The 22356-nt window shown below is 60.5% G+C and carries 20 protein-coding genes; 14 read left to right on the plus strand and 6 right to left on the minus strand.

Going from position 1 to position 22356, the window contains the following annotated elements; genetic code table 11:
• Positions 1-15 precede the first annotated feature (15 nt).
• The 13 genes from J8C05_RS11295 (at position 16) to J8C05_RS11355 (ending at position 16951) form a co-directional block, all read left to right on the plus strand.
• Positions 16-1065, plus strand: a complete 1050-nt coding sequence (locus J8C05_RS11295; protein WP_211423649.1) for a DUF4097 family beta strand repeat-containing protein — start codon at positions 16-18, stop codon at positions 1063-1065.
• Between the two features lie 250 nt (positions 1066-1315).
• Positions 1316-4441 carry an anti-phage-associated DUF499 domain-containing protein gene (locus tag J8C05_RS11300; protein WP_211423650.1) on the plus strand — a complete coding sequence of 1042 codons (3126 nt, stop codon included), beginning with the start codon at positions 1316-1318 and terminating at the stop codon, positions 4439-4441.
• A 50-nt stretch (positions 4442-4491) separates the two neighbouring features.
• Positions 4492-5124 carry an anti-phage-associated DUF3780 domain-containing protein gene (locus J8C05_RS11305; protein ID WP_211423651.1) on the plus strand — a complete coding sequence of 211 codons (633 nt, stop codon included), beginning with the start codon at positions 4492-4494 and terminating at the stop codon, positions 5122-5124.
• A gap of 75 nt (positions 5125-5199) precedes the next feature.
• On the plus strand, positions 5200-5940 hold the full coding sequence (locus J8C05_RS11310) for a TIGR04255 family protein (protein WP_211423652.1): 741 nt from the start codon (positions 5200-5202) through the stop codon (positions 5938-5940).
• A 2-nt stretch (positions 5941-5942) separates the two neighbouring features.
• Entirely contained in the window at positions 5943-6314 is a 372-nt protein-coding gene (locus tag J8C05_RS11315) for a hypothetical protein (RefSeq protein WP_211423653.1), read from the plus strand.
• Between the two features lie 229 nt (positions 6315-6543).
• Entirely contained in the window at positions 6544-6783 is a 240-nt protein-coding gene (locus J8C05_RS11320) for a helix-turn-helix domain-containing protein (RefSeq protein WP_459543857.1), read from the plus strand.
• On the plus strand, positions 6770-7861 hold the full coding sequence (locus tag J8C05_RS11325) for an RNA-guided endonuclease InsQ/TnpB family protein (protein ID WP_246840790.1): 1092 nt from the start codon (positions 6770-6772) through the stop codon (positions 7859-7861). Before J8C05_RS11320 ends, J8C05_RS11325 begins: the two co-directional genes overlap by 14 nt.
• A gap of 46 nt (positions 7862-7907) precedes the next feature.
• Positions 7908-8102 carry a hypothetical protein gene (locus J8C05_RS11330; RefSeq protein ID WP_211423654.1) on the plus strand — a complete coding sequence of 65 codons (195 nt, stop codon included), beginning with the start codon at positions 7908-7910 and terminating at the stop codon, positions 8100-8102.
• Entirely contained in the window at positions 8099-11053 is a 2955-nt protein-coding gene (locus tag J8C05_RS11335) for an anti-phage-associated DUF1156 domain-containing protein (RefSeq protein WP_211423655.1), read from the plus strand. Before J8C05_RS11330 ends, J8C05_RS11335 begins: the two co-directional genes overlap by 4 nt.
• Before the next feature lie 10 nt (positions 11054-11063).
• Positions 11064-11480, plus strand: coding sequence for an SAM-dependent methyltransferase (locus J8C05_RS11340; protein ID WP_211423656.1), 417 nt, complete (start codon positions 11064-11066; stop codon positions 11478-11480).
• Positions 11477-12775 (plus strand): KGGVGR-motif variant AAA ATPase, encoded by a 1299-nt coding sequence (locus J8C05_RS11345; protein ID WP_211423657.1) that lies wholly within the window; start codon positions 11477-11479, stop codon positions 12773-12775. The genes J8C05_RS11340 and J8C05_RS11345 overlap by 4 nt, the downstream gene beginning before the upstream one ends.
• A gap of 77 nt (positions 12776-12852) precedes the next feature.
• On the plus strand, positions 12853-14205 hold the full coding sequence (locus tag J8C05_RS11350) for a hypothetical protein (protein ID WP_343316685.1): 1353 nt from the start codon (positions 12853-12855) through the stop codon (positions 14203-14205).
• A 10-nt stretch (positions 14206-14215) separates the two neighbouring features.
• The gene (locus J8C05_RS11355) at positions 14216-16951 is read left to right on the plus strand and encodes a phospholipase D-like domain-containing anti-phage protein (protein ID WP_211423659.1); all 2736 of its coding nucleotides are present in this window, start codon (positions 14216-14218) and stop codon (positions 16949-16951) included.
• 134 nt (positions 16952-17085) lie between these two features.
• Here J8C05_RS11355 and J8C05_RS11360 read toward each other — a convergent pair whose 3' ends face one another.
• The 3 genes from J8C05_RS11360 to J8C05_RS11370 all read right to left on the minus strand — a co-directional run bounded on the left by J8C05_RS11360 (position 17086) and on the right by J8C05_RS11370 (position 20070).
• The gene (locus J8C05_RS11360; protein ID WP_211423660.1) at positions 17086-17880 is read right to left on the minus strand and encodes a hypothetical protein; all 795 of its coding nucleotides are present in this window, start codon (positions 17878-17880) and stop codon (positions 17086-17088) included.
• Between the two features lie 137 nt (positions 17881-18017).
• On the minus strand, positions 18018-18599 hold the full coding sequence (locus J8C05_RS11365) for a winged helix-turn-helix domain-containing protein (protein WP_211423661.1): 582 nt from the start codon (positions 18597-18599) through the stop codon (positions 18018-18020).
• Between the two features lie 292 nt (positions 18600-18891).
• The gene (locus tag J8C05_RS11370) at positions 18892-20070 is read right to left on the minus strand and encodes an ATP-binding protein (protein WP_459543858.1); all 1179 of its coding nucleotides are present in this window, start codon (positions 20068-20070) and stop codon (positions 18892-18894) included.
• A gap of 38 nt (positions 20071-20108) precedes the next feature.
• Here J8C05_RS11370 and J8C05_RS11375 point away from each other — a divergent pair, with 38 nt between their 5' ends.
• The gene (locus J8C05_RS11375; protein ID WP_211423662.1) at positions 20109-20249 is read left to right on the plus strand and encodes a hypothetical protein; all 141 of its coding nucleotides are present in this window, start codon (positions 20109-20111) and stop codon (positions 20247-20249) included.
• A gap of 826 nt (positions 20250-21075) precedes the next feature.
• Here the strand turns inward: J8C05_RS11375 and J8C05_RS11380 are convergent.
• Genes J8C05_RS11380 through J8C05_RS15500 form a run of 3 tightly spaced genes read right to left on the minus strand, consistent with a single transcriptional unit; the run spans position 21076 to position 22340 of the window.
• The gene (locus J8C05_RS11380; RefSeq protein WP_211423663.1) at positions 21076-21420 is read right to left on the minus strand and encodes an Mpo1-like protein; all 345 of its coding nucleotides are present in this window, start codon (positions 21418-21420) and stop codon (positions 21076-21078) included.
• Complete coding sequence (gene sigZ / locus J8C05_RS11385) at positions 21417-22028, minus strand: RNA polymerase sigma factor SigZ (protein WP_211423664.1); 612 nt, start codon at positions 22026-22028, stop codon at positions 21417-21419. Before sigZ ends, J8C05_RS11380 begins: the two co-directional genes overlap by 4 nt.
• Positions 22029-22064: 36 nt before the next feature.
• Positions 22065-22340 carry a hypothetical protein gene (locus tag J8C05_RS15500; RefSeq protein ID WP_246840791.1) on the minus strand — a complete coding sequence of 92 codons (276 nt, stop codon included), beginning with the start codon at positions 22338-22340 and terminating at the stop codon, positions 22065-22067.
• Positions 22341-22356: the final 16 nt, after the last annotated feature.

Consider the following 22356-nt stretch of genomic DNA (forward strand, 5'->3'; position numbering starts at 1 on the left):
ACGGGGAAAAATGCCATGAAATCTGTTGTGTTGGTGGTGCGCATCCTGGCACTGGCCTGGCTGCTCAGCGGTCTTCCGGCGTTGGCGCAGGAAATCCGGCAGCCCATCGAGCGCAACGGCCGGATCACGGTCGTATGCCAGGTGGGGGAAGTCGCCATTACCGGCGGCGATGAGGCCGTTTTGACGGTCACGACGGATGGCAATCCGGCCACGGTCAAGGTCAAACAGCTTGCCGGTGGAGCGTACGATATTTCGATCGATCCGCCGGTGATACCACATCGGTTACGCATCACTGTCCCACGGGAAGCCTCGCTGCAGGAGGTCAGGACGCGCAACGCCAATGTGACCGTCCGCGCTGTGGCCGCCGCCAATGTGGCGACGGTCAGCGGCGGGGTCCTGGTTGAACAGGTGCCCGGTCCGGTCAATGTGACGACGATGAGCGGACGGATCCGTTTGACCGAGGTGGGGACGGTACAGCTCCGTACTGTGAGCGGCGACACGCAGGTGCAGGCGGTGACGGGCAGTGTGATGGTGAGTGCTGTCAGCGGGAAGCTGGAAGCGTCCCACATTGGGGGGGACCTGACGGCCCAGCTCGTCAGTGGCAATGCCAGCATCCGGTGCAGCCGGGGCCGGGTTGATGTGTCAACCTTCAGCGGAGAGGTCAGGCTGAGCCGACTGGAAAATGAAGTGGTTGTCGAGACGACGAGTGGGAATGTGTTTTTTGTCGGGGCGCTGACGCCGGTCAAGCGGTGTACCATCAATGCGCTTTCGGGTGACATCAGGCTGGCCGTACCTGAAACGTGTGGTTTTGAGACGCGGTTCAAGAGCTTCAGTGGAACGTTGAAGTCGGATTTTCCGGTGGGCGGTGCGGATGCCAGTGGGTCAGGCCCGGATACGGAACCGCTGCCGGGACCCGGGGCGCCGCCACCGCCACCGCGTCACGGCCGTTTCGTTGTCTGGCGACACGGGGATGGTGCTGCCAAGGTTCTTTTGAGTACCTTCAGCGGGACGGTTTCGTTCGTACGGGCCGACCCCGAAGCTGAGCCACCCTGCCATCAGCCCTGACGGTTGGCCTGACGGCTGGCGACGCACCCGGCGCGGACTGCCCTTCTGTCCTTGCGCGGCCGGCACTAAATTTGTGGCTTCAGCATCGAATGTGGTGTATCACTGCGACAGAGATCAGAAATCAGCCATTGGAAGCGTGAGGTAGTGACCGCCGCGCTCGGGAACTGCCGGTTGCCCGAACGGGCGCTTTCACCCAGTGCGGTTTTGGCTGCTGTAGCTTCGGGTTGCCAACGACAACTGAGAGGGTCCCATGCTGACAACCGTCAGGCAGGCCTGCCGATTCAATCCTGCCATCCACGATTACCGGATGAGCCAAGGCGTCGAGAATCTGGCCGGGTTGATTGAAGGCGAAGGTGACGGGCAGGCGTTCTTTGAGCGCAACTATGTCACGCAGGGCATGGAGCAGCTTTTCCGCGAGGGATTGCTGCGTCTGTCAGGCAGGTCCGATCAGGCGGTCTTCGAGCTGACCCAGGCCATGGGCGGCGGCAAGACGCACATGATGATCGCTCTGGGACTTTTGGCGCGTCACCCGCACCTGCGGCCTGCCGTGCTCCCTCCAGACCTGCTTCCCCGTGTGGATTTCGACCAGGCGCGCCTGGCCGCCTTCAACGGCCGCAATAACCCGGACCATTACCTCTGGGGCGAGATCGCCAGCCAGCTTGGCGCGGCGGAAGCCATCAGACCCTACTGGGTCAACGGCCCCAGGGCGGTGGATCAGCGGCTATGGAAAGACATCATTGGTGATACCCCCACGCTCATCCTGCTCGACGAACTGCCGCCCTACCTCGACTATGCCAGCACCCAGGTTTTCGGACAGGGCACGCTGGCCAACATGGTGGTCTATAGCCTCTCCAGCCTGATGAGTGCGGCGCTGGAACTGCCGCGGTGCGCGGTGGTCATCTCCAACCTGTCCGGCAGTTACCAGGCCCAAACCAGGGCGCTACGCGAAGCCATCTCCAACCTCCAGCAGGAAACGCGCCGGCAGGCGATGACCATCACGCCGGTGCAACTGGCCGGCAGCGAAATCTACGAGATTCTCAAAAAGCGCCTCATTGATGACCTGCCCGGTGAGACCGTCGTTGCCGGGGTGGCTGAAGCCTACGCCCGGCAGGTCAAAAAAGCCGAAGATGGCGGCTACATCATTGCCAGCAGCCTTGAGCGCCTTGCCGAGCAGATACGCGAAACCTACCCCTTTCACCCTTCCTTCAAGTACCTGGTGGCTCTTTTCAAGGAAAACGAGGGCTTTCGCCAGACGCGCGGCCTGATGCAGTTCACCGCCCGGTTGCTCAAAAGCGTCGCTGAGCGCCCGACGGATGATGTCTTCCTCATCGGCGCACAGCATCTGAACCTCAACGATGACCAGGTCAGGGATGAAATCGAGCGGATTGCACCCAACCTGATGCCGGCCGTAACCCACGACATCGCCGACCACGGCAACGCCGTTGCCGAACGCCTCGACGCCGAGGGGAACGGCGACGCCGCCCAACAGACCATGACTCTGCTTCTGGCTTCCAGCCTTTCCCGTGCCGTCGGCAGCCGGCTCGGCCTTTCCGAAAGCGAAATCGTCGAATTCCTGATGGCTCCCACGCGCCAGCCCGACGAATTCATGCACGCCCTGCGGCGGCTGCGCGAAACCGCCTGGTACCTGCACCGCGAGGACCAACGGTTCTTCGTCAGGGAAACCGAAAACCTGTCGCGCCAGATAGAGCGCAACGCCAGGGAAATCCCACAGCCCAGGATTGACAGCGCCCTTGTCAACCGGCTGTCCGGCATCCTGCAACCGGTGCGCCGGGTTGCCTACCAGGAAGTTCATGTCCTGCCCCGGCTCGACGAACTCAGACTGGGTGGGCCCCGAACCCTCATCGTCATCAAGCCCGATGGCAAGGTGCCCCCGGCCGAGCTGCAAAACTTCTTTGACCAGCAGCAGGAGAAAAACAACCTGCTCGTGCTGACCGGTCAGGACAGCCTGCTCGCCGATGCCGTCGAAGACCGTTTGCGCGAACTCTACGCCATCGAGCAAATCCACAAACGGCTCAGGCCGGGCGATACCCTCTACGAGGAAGCCCGCGACCGCCTGGAGGACGCCGAACAACGCTTCGCCAAGGCGCTGTCAGCCGCTTACAACCGCCTCCACTTCCCGGCGCAGTCCCCGGATGGGAACAACACCCTGGCGGCCGTGACCATTGATCAGGGCCTCAAACTCGGCGAGGGCGACCAGTCGGCCGAAATGCAAATCGAAAACCTGCTCGCCGGCCCCCGGGCCGACTACAAACTCGTCCGTGAACTCGGCCGCGATAACCTCGATGAATACTTCGCCATGGCCGAAACCTACCTCTGGCCCTCCGGTGCCAACAACCGCCGCACGCCGTGGAAGGATGTCGTCACCCGCGCCAAATGCCTGCCGGTCTGGCCATGGATGCCCGGCGCCAACGGCCTTGAAACCCTCAAGGCCGAGGCCCTCAAACAGGGACGTTGGCGGTTGGGCGAAGATGGCTACATCGAAAAGGGCCCCTTCCCCAAAGACAAGGCGACGGTCAACGTCTCGGTCATCGCCGTCAAGGCTGACACAGGCGAAACGATACTCAGCCTGACACCCCGCCACGCCGGCGACAGCCCCGTCATCTACTGGTCAACCCGGGGGGATGTCGCCGGGATGCAGCCGGTCAGCGACCTCGACAACTTCATCACCACGGAAGGAACCCTCTACTTCTGGGTCAAAGACACAACCGGCCAGCACGAAAGTGCGCCGCCCGTACGGTGGCTCGCCGACCTGAAAATCCGCCACCAGGTTGAACCTGCTGGGGACATGCGGCTGGTTCATCTCGAAGCCACGCCACGGGCCGAGCTGTACTTCACTCTGGACGGCTCCAATCCCAGAGATGGCCGGCGCTACGACGGCCCCTTCGAGATCGGCCCCCAGGCGTGCCGCCTGCTGGTCTTTGCGCGCGCCGGAGAAGCGACCGGAACGGCCGACTTCCAGATTCCGGCGGGCAGCGACCGGACGGTTGTCATTGACGATGCAAAGCGGGCGCGCCTGCACAACAAGCGCATCATGCTCGACACCACGGACCGCGTTTTTGGCGTCATCAAACGCTTTCACGACCGGCCGGATGTGCGTTTCAGGGGGGTCCGCATCGAGATTGGCACCGGGGAGCATACCGTGACCGTCCGCTTTCAGGCGCGGGAAGTCACGGCCGCCATGATCGAAGGCGTCGTCAACAGCCTGCGCGACATCCTGGGCGACCCGGATGCCATGGTCAATCTGGCGATCACGGATGGCATTGAGTTCGGCGACGGCTTTGCGCTGAAGGACTTCGCCAGACTCGCCAGCCTCGAACTCAAACCGGGTGATGTCGTGCAGGATGAAGCCGGATAAGGCTTCAAAACGGAAGCCGGCCATCACGCCGGGAGAAAAGGAGCCGGACAATGCCACAAGCCTCGTCCCTGGATGCCCGCCCCGACACCGGCCAGCCAGCACCGGTACGGCATACCCTGGGCTTTGGTGTGCCAGCAACCTCCGACCCGCATCACTTCCGGGTGATCATTCCCAGAGGCAGCACGGGCAAGGTGAGCATCCACGAGCACCTTGGTTTGCAGGCCGCGCTGGGCGCCAGCGCCGTCATTGACCGGGTGGTTCTCGACCGTTCACGCTGGACGGCCATCCGCGCCGAAGTGCAACGGGCCTTCAATGCGCGGCTGGTTGCCCATGGTCTCAGGCCCAGCGCGTGGAAGGTTGGCGAAAACCCCGTGGATCGCCTGCTTGGCAAAGAACTGTGTGTCCTCGCCTGGGCCGTGGAGCGGATGAACCCCGACCGCATTCCCGTTGCCGTGCGCAACTGGGTGGCGCTGCGGCCCGAAGAACGCTGGTGGTTGTTCGGCATGACGGCCATGGCCACCGGGGGCGTTCTGGACGCCGGCAGGGGCTGGCGCGCTGCGCTGGAGCATGCGCTGGGGGATGTCGTCCAGAGCGAGATGCTGGAAATCCGTGCCCATCGCAGCCATCGTTTGCATGAAGACAGCCAGCCCCGGTTGAACCTGTTTGGCGATGACCCCCTATGACCAACGTCCACGTACCATTTCACTCCAAGCCTTGTCATACCTGACTGGCACTACTGTAAAAAACCGGATGAACCCATGAACCCGCTTCCCAAACGTCTCAGGAAAGAACCCCTTATCGAAGTGCTCTGGCAGTTGCAGTTTCAGGGCAACCAGGGTGTCGGCGATCTGTTGTCGGGCATTCTTTTCAGCCAACTGAAAAAAGAGCATCCCCAAATCGAGTGGCGACGCCTCGCTGCGGCAGACATCCCGGCACCCATTGCGCAAAGCGACCCCAACCTGCGGTTCGCACCCAAAATGTTGATGGAAGCCCCCCACACGCCGTTTATCTGGCAGATCGGCAACCGCGTCCTCACCCTCAACTGCTGCAAACCATACGTGGGCTGGGACCGGTTCAAAGAGGCTGTCCTGGCGCTGACGCATATCGTCGAAGACAGTGGATTACTTCCAAACCCACAGCGTCATTCGCTGCGCTATATTGACTTTTTGCAAGGTGAACTGGCAGCGAACCTCTCGGCGCTGAAGTTGTCCCTCCGGCTCGGCGATTTCGACATCAACGGTGACATACAGTTGCGTCTGGAAATACCTGATGGAGAATACCGGCACGTCGTGCAGGTGGCCACTCCCATGCCACTCAATCTGCCGGGAGAGAACTCCACCGGCACCATTATTGACCTGGAAACCCTGCCGGCAAATGCGCCGGCTGACTGTGAAGCTCTACGCGCACAGCTCGACCATCTGCACGACCACTTGAAGTCCCTGTTTTTCCGCCAGGTATTGACCGAAGCCACCATCCAGAAGCTTGAGCCGGAGTATTGACGATGCCTTACTACACCTCGCATGTCCCGGACTTGAAGACACTGGTCACTGTCCCTCGGGATAAGACCGTCGCGTACCCTTCGGAATCATCACATTCCTATGGCTTGGCTATTGGTTACAAAGCCGGCGATGCCCGAATAATTGCCTGGACGCATTCCGAGCAATATCCTGACTGGCTGCCTGACGATGAACTACAAACCGAATTCGCTCAGAAATTGCCCGCACCGAGCCAAGCCTGTATCGAAAGTGGCAGTCAACTCGAAAGCTTCAAAAAAGCTGAGTTGGAAAATGCTTTCCTGATCCTGTCAGAAAAGAGCCTGGCACAAGACTGGCTGCGCCCCGAGGAGGACGAGGCATGGGCGCATTTGCAGTAGGGAATGTCGTTCTGCTGCCTTTTCCTTTTTCCGATCTCTCAGGGCAAAAAAAACGTCCGGCACTCATTCTGGCTTATTCTGGTTCTGAGTACAGAGACTGGGTGTGCCTGCAAATCACAAGCCAATCCTATAATGACCGGGATGCGCGGCAAGCCCCGCCGTTCAGGGCGGGGAAGGATAGCGCAGACGGCGAAGCCGTCCAAACGCAGTTCATAGTACAATCAAGACCATGCTGCGACTCCAAGCCTTCAAGTACGAACTGATACCCAATGGCCGGCAGGAGCGATTGATGCGTCGCTTCGCCGGCTCATGTCGGTATGTCTATAACAAGGCGCTGGTGCTACAGAAAGAACGGCACGAGAAGGGCGGGAAGAAGTTGGGTTACGCCGGGTTGTGCAGGTTGCTTACCGAGTGGAGGCACAGCGAGGAAACGGCCTGGCTGGCAAAGGAAGCGAGTGGCGAGTGGTAAGGAAGCGAATGGCGAATGGCGAATGGTTCAGAACCCGCTATTCGCTATTCCCTATTCGCTACTCACTACTCGCTACTGGCTACTGGCTACTCGCTACAGGAAGAAAGGCCGGTCAGATAGCTTTCGTTACCCCGACCCAAAAGGGATCAAGCTTGACCAGGCCAACAGCCGTATTTTTCTGCCCAAGCTTGGATGGTTGCGCTACCGCAACAGCCGGGAAGTGCTGGGCACAGTGAAAAACGTCACCGTCAGCCAGTCTTGCGGCAAGTGGTTGGTGTCAATTCAGACCGAACGTGAAGTTGAGACGTCCCGACCAAAGGGAGGCACGGTTGGGATTGATCTGGGTATTGCCCACTTTGCTACGCTTTCGGACGGCACGTTCTTTGCTCCGCTCAACAGCTTCAAGCGGCATGAGGTAGCCTTGCGCAAGGCACAACAATCGCTCTCCCGTAAAGTCAAAGGCAGCCACAACCGAAAGAAGGCGCTAGCCCGCGTCCAGAAGATTCACGTTCGTATTGCCAATGTCCGGCGCGATTTCCTGCACAAGGTCTCGACGGCGATAAGCAAAAACCACGCGGTCGTAGCCATCGAAGACCTGAAGGTGGGCAATATGTCCCGGTCGGCGGCAGGTACGGCCGATGCTCCGGGGAAGAATGTCCATACCAAGTCAGGGCTGAATAAGTCCATCCTCGACCAGGGTTGGTACGGGTTCCGTCGTATGCTGGAGTACAAGCTGTCCTGGAAGGGCGGACGCCTTGTTGCCGTGCCGCCGCAGAACACCAGTCGCACTTGCCCAGGCTGCGGCCACGTGTCGGCGGACAACCGCCAGACCCAAGCCCGGTTCGTATGCGTGGCGTGCGGCTATGAGAATAACGCCGACGTTGTTGGCGCGATCAACATCCTTTCTCGCGGGATACAACGATTGCGGGACGAAGGGCAGGACACGGCCAACGCTTTGGTCGGGATGCAGGTGGACTGGCTGCCTGTGTCAGCCCGGATGGCCTGTGGATCGAACTGCATAGGCAGTCGGAAGCAGGAACCCGCCGAGACGACGGCGCGTGGAGCGATCCGTGCGTAGTTGTGGTAGGAATCTCCGCCCTTTAGGGCGGGGAGGACGTCAAAAATTGGCATTGCCGCTCGCCGAGAACGAGTTTGCGCATGGCACACTGCACCGGCAAAGTTACATCCGCCCCGGAAAAATTTTCACCGCCCATGAATCACTTTTCACCCAAGTGTTGGGGCAACTGCGTCCCGATAAGCTTGATCAGGTCAAGGAAACCGTCATCCGTATCATTCAGCAGGGAGGAACTGAACCTTGACGTACTCCCTCACCCCGCTGGCGCTCAAGGATGCCCCGGCGCTGATTGAAACCGTCTTCCCGGCGCAGAAGGTTTCCTTCGAGGCGCAGGCGGAACGCAAGGCAGTCGCGGCGCAGACCTTGACGGGTCTCGGTTCCTACTGGAAAGGCAGAAAGCCCCTGATCCTTGTGCGCGCCATCGTGCTGGGCTGCCTTCTGCCCCCCACGGGCGACACCGAAGCCGACCTCGATGTGTTCGAGCGGTTGCTGGCCTTCGATGACGAAGGGCTGGCCCGCCGGGCGCTCGCCGCCAACGCCTTCTCCGCCGCCAGACTCCAGGAAATGCTGACCATCCGTGACCCGCAACGCTACTTCAGCGGACGCGGCTGGCGACGGGACATCACGGATGACGACAAACTCACCCTCTACCGCCGGGCGCTGGCCACCCTGCCAAGCTACGAAGCCAAAGCCAGCCTCGGCAAGCGTCCCGAAGAAGTCAATCCCGACTGGCTCTACGCCCCGGTCTGGCCCGTCGTCAACCGCCACTACGCGCACCTTGGCATCGAGGCGCATTCGTTCCCGGAACTCATCGAACAACTGGGCATCCTGCGCTACGGCCATCGCCCGCGTGTCGGCGACACCTTCTGCGGCGGCGGCTCCATTCCGTTCGAGGCGGCGCGGCTGGGCTGTGATGTCTATGCCAGCGACCTGAACCCGGTAGCCTGCATGCTCACCTGGGGGGCGCTCAACATCATCGGCGCCAGTCCCGAACGCCGGGCCGAAATCGAGCAGGCGCAACGCGAAGTGGCCGCCGCAGTGGATGCCGAGATTACCCGGCTGGGCATCGAGCACGATGAGCAGGGCAACCGCGCCAAGGCCTATCTCTACTGCCTGGAAGCGCGCTGCCCCGAAACCGGCTGGTGGGTGCCGCTTGCGCCCTCGTGGGTCATTTCCAGAACGCGCCGTGTCATCGCCCGCCTCAAGCCCGATCACGCCGGCAAACGCTTTGACATCGAAATTGTCAGCGGCGTGAGTGAGAAGGAACTCAAGGCCGCCGAGCGCGGCACGGTGCAGGATGGCGAGATGGTCTATCAGCTTGATGGCAAAACCTACCGCACGCCGATCAAGACCCTGCGCGGCGACTACCGGCTGCCCGATGGATCAACTGCCAACCGCCTGCGCCGCTGGGAGAAAACCGATTTCAAGCCCCGGCCGGATGACATCTTCCAGGAGCGGCTCTACTGCATCCAGTGGATCAGGCGGGGCGGACAGGCGGAGGGCCGTCCGCCCGCTGCCCGGCAGGAAACCTTCTTTGCCGCGCCGACCGGGGCTGACATGGAGCGCGAGCGCCGTGTGGAAGCCATCGTGGCCGGGAATCTTGCGCGCTGGCAGGCGGAAGGACTCGTGCCCGACATGCCCATCGAGCCGGGGGAAGAAACGACGCGCCTATTCCGCGAGCGCGGCTGGACGTATTGGCATCATTTGTTCAATGCGCGGCAGTTGTTATCAATGGCGCTGACGATCCAAGAATGGCGAACCTCACAAGTGGCTAATGTAGGCTGGATCAACATAGCCAAGATGCTGAATTTCTACGCCAAGCTTTGTCAGTGGTTGCCGACCCAAGGCGAAGGTGGCCCTAAGCACGTTTTCTACAACCAGGCACTCAACGTTTTTTACAACTACGCCGTGCGAGGCTTTGTTCGATTCACACCAGATTTCTTCGAGTTAAGTAGGGTGACGATGCCGGATGTAAAGCGCGAGATCGTCTCTGTCCCAGCCAATCATCCTCAACAGCACTGCGAATTCTGGATCGCCGACCCACCCTACGCCGACGCCGTCAACTACCACGAGATCACCGAATTCTTCATTGCCTGGCTGAGGAAGAACCCGCCCAAGCCCTTCGACGAATGGGTGTGGGATTCGCGCCGGGCGCTCGCCATCAAGGGTTCCGGCGCAGAGTTCCGGCGCGGCATGGTGGCCGCCTACCGGGCCATGGCCGCGCACATGCCGGACAACGGCGTGCAGTGCGTCATGTTCACGCACCAGGACACCGGCGTGTGGAGCGATCTCATTGCGATTTTCTGGGCGGCGGGACTGCAGGTGGTGGCCGCATGGTACATCGCCACGGAGACCACTTCCGAACTCAAGCAGGGCGGCTACGTACAGGGGACGGTCATCCTGATGCTCAGGAAGCGCGCCCCCGGCGAGCGGCAGGGTTTCAGGCAGCGGCTTCTGCCGCAGGTACGGCAGGAAGTCCAGCGGCAGATGGAAACCATGCTGCACCTGAACGAACGGGTGGCGGCGCAGCATGGCGCGCCGGTGTGGAACGACGCCGACCTGCAGATGGCGGGCTATGCGGCGGCGCTGAAGGTGCTGACGGCATGCACGCACATTGGCGGCGAGGAGGTGACGGCCTTTGCCCTGCGCCCGCGCACCCGGCGGGAAGTGACGGTTGTGGATGACATGGTGCAACAGGCGGCGGAGACCGCCTCGAACCTTCTGGTGCCCGAAGGGCTGTCGCCGGACACCTGGGGCCGTCTCACCGGCATCGAGCGGTTCTACTGCCGCATGCTGGAGATGGAGGCGGCTGGCGCGCACAAGCTCGACAACTACCAGAACTTCGCCAAGGCCTTTCACGTGGAGGACTACAGTCAGGTGATGGGCGATATGCGCCCGAATCAGGCGCGTGTGAAGCGCGTCAGTGAATTTGCCGGACGTGACTTGACCGAGGCGACGGAACTGGGGCGCAGCCGGCTGGGGCGGCTCATTCTGGGTTTGCAGCAGATGCTTCGGGAGACTGAGGCGCGGGTTGTTGTGGAGCAGTTCAAGCGGGAGATGGATGATTTTCTGGACGTACGCCTGCTGCTGGCGGAGGTGTCGGCGTTTCTGGCGCGCAAGTCACCGGAGCAGCCCGTACGCGAGGCGGCCGAGGTCCTGGCCGCACGGCTGAAGAATTTGCGCTTCGGCGAGTGAGGAAAAGGCGGTGCAGGCGGATTATCTGGATGCGCATGAACGCCACTGGGAGGATGCGGAGCATCTCTTCCAATCCGGCCGCTGGGCGAATGCAGATCATCTCTATGGTTTGGCAGCCGAATGCGGCCTGAAGAAGTTGATGCTGGCCTTTGGCATGTCTTATGACACCAGCCGGGATCGGCCCGACAACAAAAAAGACCGGGTGCACGCTGATGGTGTTTGGGCGCGCTTCGAGAGTTATCGCTGCCGTCGCCCCCAGGGCGCCCGTTACGTTCTGGCTGTCCCGAACCCTTTCAGCGATTGGCATATTTCGCAACGCTATGCCCATCAATCGAACTTCGGACAGGACCGTGTACAGAAACACCAAGCCGGAGCCGCTTCTGTCCGCCGGCTCATCAGGCAGGCACAAAAGGAAGGACTGATATGACGACCTTCGATCAGATTCTGCCTGTATCGGCTGAGGTGCTGGCGGAGCATCGTGAACAGATCGAACCGCTGGACTGGCTGGTGATCAATCGGGACCTCAACGGCCGTGTACGGCTTATCGCCCCGGAGGCGGTTGAGAGCCATGGCGCGCAACGCGCATTCCTTCAGATGCTCTCCCAACAGCTCGCCTCCCGCCTTGGCCCACATGCCTGTTCCGCTGAGCCCGGCGTGCTGTATGAGGCAACCCGGGATGAGGCTTGTCTGGGGGCATCCAGCTACCCGCTGGAAGGTTTCGGCAAGGTCTGGATGGTTGACCGGCTGGCGACGGAAGGCAACTGGGCGCAGATTGCTCCCGAAACGGAAGGCACGCCCCGTATGGTGTTTTTCTCGATCAAGGGTGGCGTCGGGCGCTCAACTGCACTGGCCGCCTGTGCCTGGAAGCTTGCTCAATTGGGCAAGCGCGTTTTGGTACTCGACCTGGACCTCGAATCGCCGGGGCTGTCGTCCAGCCTGTTGCCTCTGGAGCGCCAGCCGGCGTATGGCATCACCGACTGGCTGGTGGAAGACCTGGTGGATAATGCCGCCAGTGTGTTCGATGGACTGTTTGCCACAAGTGAGTTGTCACGGGACGGGCAAATCTATGTCGTGCCGGCCCACGGGCAGGACCCCGGTGAATATGTAGCCAAGCTGGGGCGGGTGTGGATGCCCAAGGTCAGCCACGATGGCGCCCGTGAGTCCTGGTCTGCCCGCTTGCAGCGGCTGTTGCGGGAACTGGAGGAACGTATCCAGCCGGATGTCGTGCTGATGGATTCGCGGGCTGGCATTGACGAGGTGGCGTCGGCCTGCGTTACCGATCTGGGCGCCAATCTGGTACTGCTCTTTGCCGTGGATAGCCATCAGACGTGGAAGGGATACCGGATTCTGTTCGAGCACTGGCTGCGGGCTGGCGTCGCCGAGCGCATCCGTGAACGGCTGCAAATCGTGGCGGCGCTCACCCCGGAGCTTGATCCTGCGGCTTACCTTGCCAACCTGCGCGAGCGTGCCCACGCCCTTTTTCTTGAAACACTGTACGACGAGATCAGACCTTCGGAAGCCGATGGCTGGAATTTTGATCTGTCCGACGAACTGGCGCCCCACATGCCGTGGGCGGTGCGCTGGCATCTGGGTTTTGCCGCCTTGCACACGTTGCATGGGAGGTTTGCCCGAATCGCAGAGGAAGAGGTCCGGCATGTGTTCGGGAATATGATCGGCCGAATCTTGCGCTCTTTGGGTTGGTCTGATGGCTATCCAGGGTGATTCGGAGGAGGTGTATGTTGAGTGACCAATCCGTCCTGACCGAAGCCCAGGTCCTGCGTGCGGCCATTCTCGCCGCCTTGCTGGAGACAGGCAACTTCGGTGCGTCCCCCGATCCCACAACGCTCTACGTGCCGCTGTCCCATCTCAAAGCCCTGCGCCTGGATGCGCATATCGTTGTCGGCGCCCGTGGAGTGGGCAAATCGTTCTGGACAGCAGTGTTGCAGTCGGACGCTTTGCGCGCGCTTTTGGGAAGTGCCACATCTGAGCTTGCCAGAATCTCGGTCCGGGTTGGATTTTCCAACGTGGAAAATATCGCCAACCACCCGAACGCCGATGTGTTCGCGGCGTTTCTTGACCACGGCGATGATCCGTACGATTTATGGCGCGCGGTAATTCTGCGCTGGGTGGCGGAAGAATCAAAGCAGGACATTCCGTGCCGGGAATGGAAAGACACGGTTGTGTGGCTGAAGTCAAACCCGGAGGCGGCGGCGCGACTGATGGAGCAGCCGCGGGATTGGCGTGGACTGATCGTGTTCGACGCGCTGGATCGCACCAGCGCCGTCTGGCAGCGCATGGACGAGATCGTGCGCGGGCTTTTGCGCACGGTGCTTTGGCTCAAGTCGTTTCCCGGTTTGCACGCAAAGGTGTTCCTGCGTGAGGATCAAGCCGAGCGGACGGTTTTCAACTTTCCTGATGCGTCGAAACTCACGGCTACCAAGGCCGAATTGACGTGGGACCGCCATGATTTACACGGGTTGCTGTGGCAACGCCTGATCAACGCGCCGGCCGGGCAGGGGGAATGTATGCGTGCGATTTGCCCCCATCGGGAGGAAGCCGGTATCTGGCGCGTAGCCGATGAGATGAAGCGCGAATCCGAGGCGCAACGAAGAGCCTTCGAGCGTCTGGCAGGTCCCTGGATGGGGCGCGACAGGCGCCGTGGTGTGCCGTACACGTGGTGTGTCAGCCATCTGGCTGACGGACAGGGCCGTGCTTCACCGCGCTCTTTTCTTGCGGCAATCCGGCAGGCCGCGGAGGATTCTGCCGAACGCTATGGGCAGCATGAGTTTGCGCTGCATTACGAGAGCATCAAGCGCGGCATCCAGAAGGCTTCCGAGATTCGCGTTCATGAAATTGCCGAAGACTATCCCTGGGTGCAGGAGGTTCTTTCTGAACTGAAAGGCATGAATGTTCCCTGTGAATGGGAGGCGGTTGTGACGCGCTGGAAGGCAAAGTTTCCTGATGGTCCCAAAAGCATTCCCTCGGACCGTCTGCCGGCGCAGCATGCTGAGCGGGGGTGGGAAGGCGTGCGGGAAGACCTGCGACGTCTGGGATTGCTGGAAACCAAGCAGGACGGGCGCATTGATATGCCGGACCTGTATCGCGTGGGATTTGGTCTGGGCCGCAAGGGCGGCGTCAAACCCAGAAACTGAGACCGGACTGATGACCATCCGCCGTTTTTCTTCGCGTACCCAGCGGCTTGATGTCAGTTTTCTGCTGCGGCATCTCCGGGGCGCACGCTGTTACATGCGCATTGCGGGCTATTTCACGAGTTCGTTGTTTGAGGTGGCCGGCGAAGTTCTGGAGGACATTCCCGACGTGCGGATTGTCTGCAACGTGGACATTCACCCGGACGATCTGAAAGTGGCGCAGCTTCGGGAAAGCCGGATGCTGGGCCGCTGGAACGAGCGCGCGCTGGAGGCCGAAACGCTGCTGCACCGGGAGCGGTACCGCCGTCTGGATGCCTTTCTGCAAAGACACGGGCAGTCTGTCCGCGTGGCCCCGGATGACCTTTGCGGTTTTGTGCACGGCAAGGCCGGCGTCATCACTCTGGCTGACGGCCGCAGGCTGGGCTTCATGGGTTCGATGAACGAGACCCGCAGCGGCTGGCAGCGGCACTATGAAATCCTGTGGGAGGATGAATCGCCGGAGGGGGTGGCCTGGATTGAAGCGGAGTTTGAATTTCTCTGGCAGGCGGCCAAACCGCTGCCGCAGGCGGTGGTGCGTGAAGTGCATCGGCGCGGCTATCGCCGGGAAGTGGGCTTCGATGAGATTGATGAAGACGAGAACCTGGCGCCGGCGGCGCTCATCGAGTCGCCGCTGTACCGGGAGGGCTATGAGCTGCAACCGTGGCAGCGTGGGTTTCTGACCGAGGTGTTGCGTCACTACCGGCTTTATGGCGTGGTCAGGCTGCTTTTGGCCGATGAGGTTGGTCTGGGCAAGACGCTGTCGCTGGCCACGGCGGCGCTGACGCTGTGCCTGCTGTCTGACCGTGACGCCGGGCCGCGGCGGCCGGTGATCATTCTGGCGCCGGCGACGCTCACGGCGCAGTGGCAGACCGAGTTGCTGGACAAGCTGGGGATTCCGACGGCGCGCTGGGACACTGTCCGCAAGGTGTGGCTGGATGCCGATGAGCGCGCCATTTCACCTGTGGGGCGTGAGCAGATTGCCCGGTGTCCGCTTCGCATCGGGATCGTTTCTACCGGGCTGATGATGCGCGATGCGCCCGAAAAACAGCATTTGCTGGGTTTGCGGTTTGGGGTTGTCGTTCTGGACGAGGCACACAAGGCGCGGACGCGCCGGGCCCTTGGGCGGGACGCCGACACCCCCAACGAATTACTGGCTTTCATGCGCGACGTAGCCGAGCGGGCTGACCATGTGCTGCTTGGTACGGCGACGCCCATCCAGACCCATCCGGCCGATCTGTGGGACCTGCTGGGGATTCTGCATCGCGGCCGGGGACGGTTTGTGCTGGGGAATCAGTATGCGCTGTGGCATCAACCGGAGAAGGTGCTGGAGCTGCTGGCCGGCCGGGAAGAAGTCAGTGACCTGAACTATGGCTGGGAGCTGCTGCGCTCGCCGCTGCCGCATGTTGATTCGACGGATGAAACACGCGCCCGACGGCTGTTTTCGGCCATCCGGCAGGACCTTGGTCTGGGGGAAACGGACTGGCAGACGGACCGCCCATGGACTGATCTCACTGCGGAGACGCAGGAGATTCTGGAGGAGGAACTGGAGCGACGCCTGGACGGTGTGGCGTTCTTTCAGCGTGAAAATCCGCTGGTCCGACACACCGTGCTGCGCCGGCGGCCGCAGTTGGAAGAAGCCAGGCTGCTGGCGCGCATCGGCGTTGAGGTGCATCCGAACCGGAATCTGGTCCGGGCGGTCCGCGAGTTTGATGTTTTGTTTGAGGGGCGGGTGCTGCGTACGTCGGAGGTCTTCCGCCAGGCATACGGGCAGGTCTGTGCCTTTGGCCGGATGCTGGCGAAGCGCCAACCGGGGAACAGCTTTCTCCGGCGGTTGCTGGAACAACGGCTTTGTTCCAGCTTTCAGGCGGCGCTGGCTACAGCCCGGAGGTTGTTGGGTGGGCGCGCCGTTCACGAGGAGGGGGATGACTTCGACGCCGATGTGACTGTTGAGACGCATGAAGAGCGCGCGGCGCTGGAGGAGCTGGTGTCCTGCCTGGAACAGATTGCCGAAGACCCCAAGCTGGAGGCGGTCATTCACTATCTGGAGCGGGAAAAGTGGCTTGAGTTGGGGGTAATCATTTTCAGCCAGTACTACGACACGGCGAAGTGGTTGGCCGAGGCGCTGGCTGCCCGGTATCCGGCCGAGGCCGTTGGGCTGTATGCCGGGGCCGGGCGCAGTCGGCTGTACCAGGGGGGCGACAGCGTCGCGGTGGAGCGCGAGACGCTCAAGCGGATGGTGGCGGAGTATCGGCTGCGGATCATGGTGGCGACGGATGCGGCATGTGAAGGGCTGAACCTCCAGACCCTGGGGACGCTCATCAACGTTGACCTGCCGTGGAATCCGACCCGTCTGGAGCAGCGGATTGGGCGGATCAAGCGATTTGGACAGCGGCGCGAAACGGTGGACATGCTCAATCTGGTCTTCCAGCAGACGGTGGACGAAAGCATTTACGAGCGGTTGTCCGAGCGTATGCGGGATCGGTATGACCTGTTTGGCGCGTTGCCGGATGTGATCATGGACGAGTGGATTGAAGACATCAGGACGCTGGGGGAGAAGCTGGACGAGTACATCAACGCCCGGAAGGCGGCGACGGGTTTTGATGTGCGTTACCGGGCCACGCTGGTGCCTGGGGAGCGGGACTGGCGCGCATGTACCGAAGTGTTGTCACGGCGCGAGTTCTCGGACCTGATGCGCACCCCTTGGGGCTGACGGCCTGATATTCCGCCTTTTTGCAAAGCTTGGGCGCGTATGCGGGCTTTTGGAAAAGCCGTCGGCAGGCCCGTTGTGCCGGGTAGGGGGTGCAGGCCAGTAGTCATCAACAACTCCTGCCGGCGGCTGTCGCGTCAGTTCCCGACGCTGCCTTGCAGGGGGAGGCGCTCCGGCAAGCGGGCGGCGTACTCGACGAGATCGCACAGCAGCGCGACGGAGCGTTCGGCATTTTCGACCGTCAGATAATCCCACCAGCCAAAACCGACACCCAGCACCCCTTCAAACGTGATACCGCCGAGGCGGCGTCTTACGTCGGGATGCGCGACCTCGACCCCATACTGGAGTTGCGGCCGCGTCATCCGGCCGGAATAGCGAATCTCCACGCTCACGGCTGTTTCACCGAGTGTGCCCTGATAGCGCCAGAACTCACTCCCCATGTCTTGGCTGGCAGTGGCAAAACGTGCGGCGAACGCCCGTTGTACCAGACGGCGCAGGGTGGGGATTTTGATCGGTTTCAGGTCTTCAAGCCGACGGGCCAGATGTTCCGATGGCTGCGCGGCCAGTCCTGTTGTTCCCTGCGCCGTAAGCCATCCCTGAAGGCTGCCGTACTGCCGGGTTTTCGCCAGGCCGGCTAACAGATTGACGCCTGTGCAACGGACACCCTCCGCCAGTGCCGGGGGCGCGGTGCACCGGGAGAAACGCTCGACAACGGCGGGTGGTCGCAGTTGACCCAGAAAACTGTAGGACGACCATTCCGTGAGGGTGTCCACGACTGCCGATTGCTCCGTCGGGTTGAGTCGGGTGAAGGTGTCCAGAAACCAGACGACTCTGGTATCAGGGATGCGTTTCAGGCGGGCGAAGTCGGATGCCTGTTCGGTGGCGAATTCCGCACGTAACCAATCCACCAGAACCTGTCTCGAATCCATCATGCAGCTCCCATCACCAAACGCTTCATTTCAGGAATGGCCAGAAGTTCTGGTTTCCACAGCCGGGGATTTCACCGGCCGGGCAGGATTGTTTTTTGATGGCGAACTCATCGGCAAAAGGGCAAAACGGCCCGGACCGGTTAGCCGCCGCCGTCACGCAGGAACCGGGCACCGGCCGCGCTGATTTGCCAGACCCCACGGGGGCTGTCATTCCGCAGAAGTCCTTGCCTGACCATGGTGTTACGCGCCCATTGCGCCGTGTTCTTCCAGCGCGGCATGTCCGGGTCAGAGGTGAGCGGCTCGAAATCCACATCCCTCAGCGTGCCCTGCATGGTCTGAAGCACATGGTCAAGAACCTCATTCACCTGAGCCGAACCACCCAGGGCTTGCAGGGCTTCGAGAATCGGCCGGTAGTAGGCTTCTTCGCGCGTCCGCTGCCCACGGCGCAAACGGCCGAGGTTACGCCGTGTGGCTTGGGCTTCGGTATCTTCCTCATCTTCTTCCCGGGTAAAGAGGCTCTCCCACTCCCGACGGAGCGCGTTGGTTTTGTCGCGGAAATCCGTGAGCTGTTCCGCCCGCTCGATAGCTTCTTTTGCCTTTTCATAATCGCGCTCTTCAAAGGCACGGGCACCAGCCCGGTTTACGAAATCAATCTCCGCCTCGATTTCTTCCAGCAGCATCTCGAAGGCAGCGGCCACGCTGGTTGAGTTGTTCTCCATCATGGTGACAACTTCTCAGACAGGTTGGATTCAAAACTTCCAAAGCAGATAGAGAATGACAGGCGGGCCAAGTAAGTAGAGTGCAATGGTGCTCCAAAACCAGGCGCTATGCTCAGAGCGTTCATACCACTGCCCCTGGCAATATACGCGGCCAATCTTTATCGCCCTCCATGCGTAAAAGAACATCCCCAGGCACAGAAGTGTCAACATGATTTTCATGAGGATAAGCATGATTCACCTGTGATCCACTTGCAGCTTCATGAGAGGTTTTCCGTCTGTGGGGAAGCGGAACTGCTTATGGGCGGGCAAGCTCCGCACAAAGTTCCGGCAGTGGGAAAGCTTCGATGCCTTCAGCGAGCGGAAAGCGTTCACGGCCGCTGTACACGACGCAGCAGCGGATGGGCTTGACTGTTTCGCGGGCTGCGTAAAACCCACGCTCAAGCTTTGGCGCCAGCCCACGCTTGATCTCGATTGCCCATGGCCGGCGCTCGCCGGGGCGCTCAATCAGCAGGTCAATCTCCGCACCGGCCGCCGTGCGGAAGAAATATACCTGTGTGCCAGGCGGGGCCGCAGCGATCAGCGCTTCGATGGCCAGCCCCTCCCAGCTCGCACCTGCCACCGGGTGGGCAAGCAGGGCTTCACCATCGGCAATGCCGAGCAGCGCATGGACAAGTCCGCTGTCGCGCACATAGACCTTGGGTGATTTCACCAGGCGCTTGCGGACGTTGCCATGCCAGGGCGCAAGCCGCCGCACCAGCAACAGGTCCACGAGCAGGTCAAGGTAGCGGGCCACCGTTTTGCCGTCCACAGCCAGCGCGCGGGCGAGTGATGCGGCGTTGAGCAGCTCTCCCTGACTGTGGGCCAGCATGGTCCACAGCCGACGCAGCGTTTCTGCCGGGATGCGCGGTCCGAGCTGTGGGATGTCGCGTTCGAGGTAGGTACGGATGAAATCGCTGCGCCAGCGCAGGCTCACGGCATCGCTTTCTGCCAGCAGGCTTTCGGGAAAACCGCCGCGCAGCCACAGAGCGTCCAGTTGCCTGGGTTCGACTTCGCCGGCGTCCAGCGGACCAAGCTCCAGGTAGCGGATGCGTCCGGCGAGCGACTCGCTCGACTGCCGGAGCAGGTCCATCGAGGCTGAGCCGAGCACCAGGAACCGGCCCCGCCCCTGTCCGCGCCGCCGTCCCTTGTCGATCAGCCCGCGCAGGCTCTGGAACAACTGTGGCGCGCGCTGAATCTCGTCGAGGATGACGAGCTTGTCCGCATGCTGGGCCAGGTACAGCTCAGGATCGGCGAGTTTGGTGCGGTCAGCTTCGGATTCAAGGTCCAGATAGACTGACGGCCGGGTATCGGCCACGGCAAGCGCCAGCGTGGTCTTGCCTGCCTGGCGTGGACCCAGGAGTGCTACTGCCGGAACCTCGGCCAGGGCAGCGGTCAGCGTTGACAGAAGTCGTCGGGGAATCATCCTTGCAATCATGGCATGGGATTCCATGATTGCAAGGTAAATGTAGGGAAATGGGCGATGAGATGGTCAACGTCGAAGCCTTGGAATGGGTGATGATTGAAGTGCTCGTACAGCTTCACATCATGCAGAAGGTTTTCGTATCGCTTGCGGGACATTCGCCCAATGCTGTCAGAAAGTCCAATGAATGTTGAAAATGAACCAGCCCACTTCGAGTCAGAAAACCATATTGAACCACCGTGGCCGACATTGTCCGGCAATTCTTTTGAATCAGAAGAATGCGCCTCTGCTCAGTCGTCCATTACTCGTCAGTGCCTCCAGGACAAGTAGCCTTGGCGTATTGTAGAAGCCTTCTACAAACGCTGGCACGGCAATGCAGTGTCTGCACAATAGAAGCAATCACACTCAGGACAGCAGCATCAAAAGCTGGGCGATAGTTGACTGTCCCTTGCACGTTCCGGAGATAACCAGGTTGTAATCCCAGTACCACAAATGCTTCGACGGGTACATCTTGGGCGTAGTCGGTCAACCAAGTCGGCCTCAAAATCTGTGGGAAAAGCTGCCAGGTTTACAGCCCGGATAGCTGTGGCACCTCCTGGCTGTTCCCCTCTGATAGTGCTGTTTCTCTGCATGAAGAACCTTGAAATTTACTCAAGCTGTGAGACTGTTTCAAAGAAAGTGATCAGGTTGCCGTCTTCATCCAGAATACCGAATTCGTGAGTGCCCCAGGGTTTAGCCTGCAGGGGGGCATCGTCATGAACAACACCCTTGATTCATAATTCGTCGTACAGGGAAGTGATACCCTTGACCTTGATTCGGCAAGCTGTATTTTCGGCTATGTGCTTTTCCGAACAAGCCCAGAAGTGAATTTTCACCGAGTCCCGCTGTACAATACCATAAACTGATGGCTCTTCGTGGATTTTTGTGAAGCCCAGTACTGTACAGTAGAATTGGATAGTTCTGCTGATGTTCAATGAGGCTAAAATTGGCACTGCACTGTCAAGTATTGGTTTATTCATTTCACTTTCTCTTCTGTGTATTTTGAGATGAGGCAGCTAACCAGCTTTCCTGAAATTTTCCTGAAAACAAGAACTTTGGAAAGGTGTAAAACTGCTCAGTGTACAACCGGGTCACAAAATTCAGGCCGTTTTGAAAGGGAGCTGGAGCTTTTGGCTCCAGTGCGTGCCCTCGGCGCTGCAATCCCAGCGATATAACGGCCAAACCGATCCATGCCATGGCTGACAGAGGCTCCTGCCAGGCGATGGCACTGACCAGTCCCAAGTGAGCTGCGATGAAGGGAGGAACAGCAATCAAGTGAATCAGCAAGTTGGTTCGGTGGGTATGGAGTTGAGCATAGGTGTTCATGGTTTACTCTCCTGACAAGGACAATGGGTTTCTTCCAGTTTGTGAGGACCACACCTTGCTCCTTGTTTCAGTCGGTAATCAAGTACATTGCCGAGCCGATCGCGTTCGATCTCGCAACACTGCAACAGCATTGCCCGTAGCTGTTGCCGACTGCGCTGCACCCGTGACTTTACGCCGGAAAGAGAAAGCCCCAGTCGCTCTGCCGCGGCTTTCTGGGTCATACCCTCCGGTTCCACCAGCCGTAGGGCTTCCTGGTAGGTGGAGGGTAACGCCCTGAGCATCGGTTGCAGGCAGGTGGCCAGTTCCTGATTCAACGTAGTAACAGCTTCCTCACCAGAGTGAGCCGCCAGCGCCATCTCTTGCTCAGCAGCCGTTTCCCACTGCCTCGAAGAAGAGCAGTAATGGTCAATTACAGCGTGGCGGGCAATCTGAAACATCCAGGACACAAGGCGCTCACGCTCTCTCACAGTGTGGAGGCGGTGATGAATTCGGAGAAACACGTCCTGCAGGATGTCATCCGCATCAGCCGGGTTTTTCACCCGTTGTCGAATGAATTGGTACAGGCGATCGTGAAACATCTGCCAGAGTGCTGCCAAATCCTGCTCCATCACCGCTTCTCCTGGTGGTCAAATCTGGTGGTCAAACTACTGACACCCACAAGAGGCAGACGCTGCTGTTGGCGCACCACAGCAGGATACCTTCTCTTCTGCTGTACAACAGGTAGCCTGTGCGCTGACCTCACAGCAACCGGACGCTGTCGCTGTCATCGTGTTTGCGTAGCTTTCCGAAGAAACTGCCTGTACCTGCTGACTGGCAAAAAACTGTTTCAGGTTGTCTGGTACGCCGGTGTAGGGCTGGAGCTTTGCCAGTACCGTGGATGTATCACCGTAGATTGCTGCCAGCAGGGCATCGACAATCATACCGACCGGAGCTTCA

Origin of the sequence: Chloracidobacterium sp. N, assembly GCF_018304765.1 — a bacterium.
In the GTDB taxonomy this organism is placed as follows: domain Bacteria; phylum Acidobacteriota; class Blastocatellia; order Chloracidobacteriales; family Chloracidobacteriaceae; genus Chloracidobacterium; species Chloracidobacterium aggregatum.

Bases quoted from the DNA above. Each gene is read 5' to 3' on its own strand.
- J8C05_RS11305 (WP_211423651.1), top strand. From the start codon at position 4,492: ATGCCACAAGCCTCGTCCCTGGATGCCCGCCCCGACACCGGCCAGCCA.
- J8C05_RS11295 (WP_211423649.1), top strand. From the start codon at position 16: ATGAAATCTGTTGTGTTGGTGGTGCGCATCCTGGCACTGGCCTGGCTG.
- J8C05_RS11310 (WP_211423652.1), top strand. From the start codon at position 5,200: ATGAACCCGCTTCCCAAACGTCTCAGGAAAGAACCCCTTATCGAAGTG.
- J8C05_RS11320 (WP_459543857.1), top strand. From the start codon at position 6,544: ATGCTGCGACTCCAAGCCTTCAAGTACGAACTGATACCCAATGGCCGG.
- J8C05_RS11365 (WP_211423661.1), bottom strand. From the start codon at position 18,599: ATGATGGAGAACAACTCAACCAGCGTGGCCGCTGCCTTCGAGATGCTG.
- J8C05_RS11315 (WP_211423653.1), top strand. From the start codon at position 5,943: ATGCCTTACTACACCTCGCATGTCCCGGACTTGAAGACACTGGTCACT.
- J8C05_RS11370 (WP_459543858.1), bottom strand. From the start codon at position 20,070: ATGATTGCAAGGATGATTCCCCGACGACTTCTGTCAACGCTGACCGCT.
- J8C05_RS11345 (WP_211423657.1), top strand. From the start codon at position 11,477: ATGACGACCTTCGATCAGATTCTGCCTGTATCGGCTGAGGTGCTGGCG.
- J8C05_RS11360 (WP_211423660.1), bottom strand. From the start codon at position 17,880: ATGATGGATTCGAGACAGGTTCTGGTGGATTGGTTACGTGCGGAATTC.
- sigZ (WP_211423664.1), bottom strand. From the start codon at position 22,028: ATGGAGCAGGATTTGGCAGCACTCTGGCAGATGTTTCACGATCGCCTG.
- J8C05_RS15500 (WP_246840791.1), bottom strand. From the start codon at position 22,340: ATGATTGTCGATGCCCTGCTGGCAGCAATCTACGGTGATACATCCACG.
- J8C05_RS11380 (WP_211423663.1), bottom strand. From the start codon at position 21,420: ATGAACACCTATGCTCAACTCCATACCCACCGAACCAACTTGCTGATT.
- J8C05_RS11355 (WP_211423659.1), top strand. From the start codon at position 14,216: ATGACCATCCGCCGTTTTTCTTCGCGTACCCAGCGGCTTGATGTCAGT.
- J8C05_RS11375 (WP_211423662.1), top strand. From the start codon at position 20,109: ATGGGCGATGAGATGGTCAACGTCGAAGCCTTGGAATGGGTGATGATT.
- J8C05_RS11300 (WP_211423650.1), top strand. From the start codon at position 1,316: ATGCTGACAACCGTCAGGCAGGCCTGCCGATTCAATCCTGCCATCCAC.